Source organism: Marinobacter halodurans, assembly GCF_004327985.1.
Taxonomy (GTDB): Bacteria; Pseudomonadota; Gammaproteobacteria; order Pseudomonadales; family Oleiphilaceae; genus Marinobacter_A; species Marinobacter_A halodurans.
In genome coordinates this window covers 1-461 of sequence record NZ_SJDL01000198.1, presented here as the reverse complement: position 1 = coordinate 461, position 461 = coordinate 1, and the positions used below count along the sequence as shown (strand labels likewise).

At 58.1% G+C, this 461-nt stretch carries 1 protein-coding gene; it reads left to right on the top strand.

The annotated features are described in order from the left end of the window. A partial coding sequence (locus EZI54_RS24985; protein ID WP_207389360.1) for a hypothetical protein occupies nt 1–180 on the top strand: 180 nt, incomplete at its 5' end. Between the last annotated feature and the right edge of the window lie 281 nt (nt 181–461).

Sequence of the window (461 nt, the reverse complement as noted above, 5' to 3'; positions counted from 1 at the left end):
CAGGCCATTGGCGACCCAATCAGCCGCCTGTTGCACCAGCTTTCCGTCACTGTTGCTGTAATCCACTCCCGTCAGCCCCGTCGCAGCGATCTCAGCCGTGCTGCGGGCGCTGTCATACGCCACCTGTCCAACGGCAATGGCCGCACCGAGTGCATTGGTACCTGGAACCGCACGGAATAGCTCACGGTGGTCGACCTTTGCCGAACCGACTTGGTCGGCAACCTTGGGGAGCTAAGGGGTCAGGGGAGCTAAGGGGTCAGGTGCTTAATTGCTAATTGCCATCGATTCCGAAGTTCAACATCGTCCTCTATCGCCTTCTCCAACTGCCGCCGCGGGGGAGCTAAGGGGTCAGGTGCTTAATTGCTAATTGCCATCGATTCCGAAGTTCAACATCGTCCTCTATCGCCTTCTCCAACTGCCGCCGCGCGTGGGAAATACCTCCCACAGAACCAAGCTGAAAG